This is a genomic window from Treponema sp. R6D11, assembly GCF_054786075.1.
In genome coordinates this window covers 1-1,727 of sequence record NZ_BDHD01000279.1, presented here as the reverse complement: position 1 = coordinate 1,727, position 1,727 = coordinate 1, and the positions used below count along the sequence as shown (strand labels likewise).

The 1,727-nt window shown below is 43.9% G+C and carries 2 protein-coding genes; both read right to left on the bottom strand.

Features of this window, described 5'->3' with window-relative positions:
- Positions 1–147: 147 nt before the first annotated feature.
- Positions 148–630 carry a CvpA family protein gene (locus tag ACYVTD_RS12270; RefSeq protein ID WP_461248043.1) on the bottom strand — a complete coding sequence of 161 codons (483 nt, stop codon included), beginning with the start codon at positions 628–630 and terminating at the stop codon, positions 148–150.
- Positions 627–1,727: UDP-N-acetylglucosamine--N-acetylmuramyl-(pentapeptide) pyrophosphoryl-undecaprenol N-acetylglucosamine transferase (locus ACYVTD_RS12265; RefSeq protein ID WP_461248042.1), on the bottom strand; the 1,101-nt coding region annotated here is incomplete at its 5' end. The genes ACYVTD_RS12270 and ACYVTD_RS12265, both read right to left, overlap by 4 nt.

Sequence of the window (1,727 nt, the reverse complement as noted above, 5' to 3'; positions counted from 1 at the left end):
TCTTCGCAAGAGAGAACACGAGCCAACTCCAACGCCGCACTGCCTTTTCCGCTGTTCGACGGACCAAAAAACAGCATACTTGGAGCGTCTCTTTTTGACAGAATATCGTCGCGTAACTGGAGAACGGCGCTTTGTTCGATTATATTCTCAAACACTTGAAACTTTCTCCTTTCCTGTAATCAAGGGCAGTAAATAACGCGCAAAAATACTGTCATTTAACATTTGGGTTGAATCAAAAAGCGGCTGTATTTTTAACAAAAAAAGTATTAAACTTACCACCGCCAAGCCTTCCGCCAAGCCGAAAATTATCCCAAGATAACTATCGGCGTTTGTTAGGCTTACTTCATCAATAATATTGACTAGCATTTTTTCTATTATTTTAACAACTACAAAAACAAAAACAAATAAAATGACAAACGCCAGTATTTTTAAAATTACGATATTTGTATCGTGCCAAAATTGGTTTTTTAAAAACTCGCCTCCGTTCTTATGAAAAAATAACGCCGCAAGAAGTCCAAGCACCACAGCCGCCATAGATAACAGCTCACTTACAAAACCTTTCAGATAACAGCGGATCATAAAAAGCCCAATTAGTCCCACAAAAACAATATCAATTATGGAAAAGCTCACCTGTATCCTCCGAAATGCCGCGAAAATTCATCTGCAAGCTCGCGCGCTATAATTACAGAGCCGTCCCTCTCCCCTATTTTCGCTGATGCGGCAGACATATTTTTTCTTTTTTCCTCGTCCTGCGCGAATGAATTAACCGCGCTTATCAACGCCCACGGCGTTATATTTTCACCTAACTCCTGCGCGGCTCCCGCACGCCTAAAGTAATTGGCGTTCTCAACCTGATCTCCTCTTGTACCTGAACCTCTTAGCGGTATCAACAGCATTGGCTTTCCTAAAACAGCCCACTCCCAAATACCGGCTCCGCTTCTGCCCATAACAAGCTCTGCGGTCGCCATTACATGGGGCATTTCATCTTTGATGTACGGAAAAGGTTTGTATCTTTTGCTTGCCGGAATATCCCATGTAAGATTCGGTCCCGTTTGATGTACGACAGTGTAAATCTTTGTAAGCTCAGGCAGAACGGCGCGGATAAGCTCGTTTATTTCAACGGCTCCCTGACTGCCGCCAAGAACTAAAAGAATCCGCTCATCTTCATCAACTCCTAAAAACGCCCTGCCCTTTGCGGCATCGGCGTTATGAAAAACGCTTCGCACGGGATTACCGCTAACCGTTATGTGATCACGAAACGCTTTGCGGAAAAACCGCTCTGTTTCTTCGTAGGCGATAAATATTCTTCCCTTTGTACGGACGGCGTAACGGGCGTTAATTTTTGTGGCAAGCCCCGGACTAAAATCCGATTCATGCGTAAAAACTTTTATGCCCAAAGACGCAGCCGCCATGCAAGGAGGCACGCTTACAAAACCGCCTTTGGAAAACAGAAACAGAGTTCTTTGTTTTTTCAATATTTTACGCGCGGCAAAATAACCGCCGATAATTTTAAAAAAATCGACAAAAGTCCGAAACGAAAAATAACGTCTTAATTTTCCTGAAGGGATACTGAAAAATTTTATTCCAGCTTCTTCTACAAGAGAACGATCCAAATGGGCGGAGGAACCAATCCAAAACAACTGAAACTCACGGTCGGAAAGCAGTTTTTTTAACTCCGCCGCAACCGCCAGCCCGGGATAAATATGCCCTCCTGTCCCCCCGCCGGT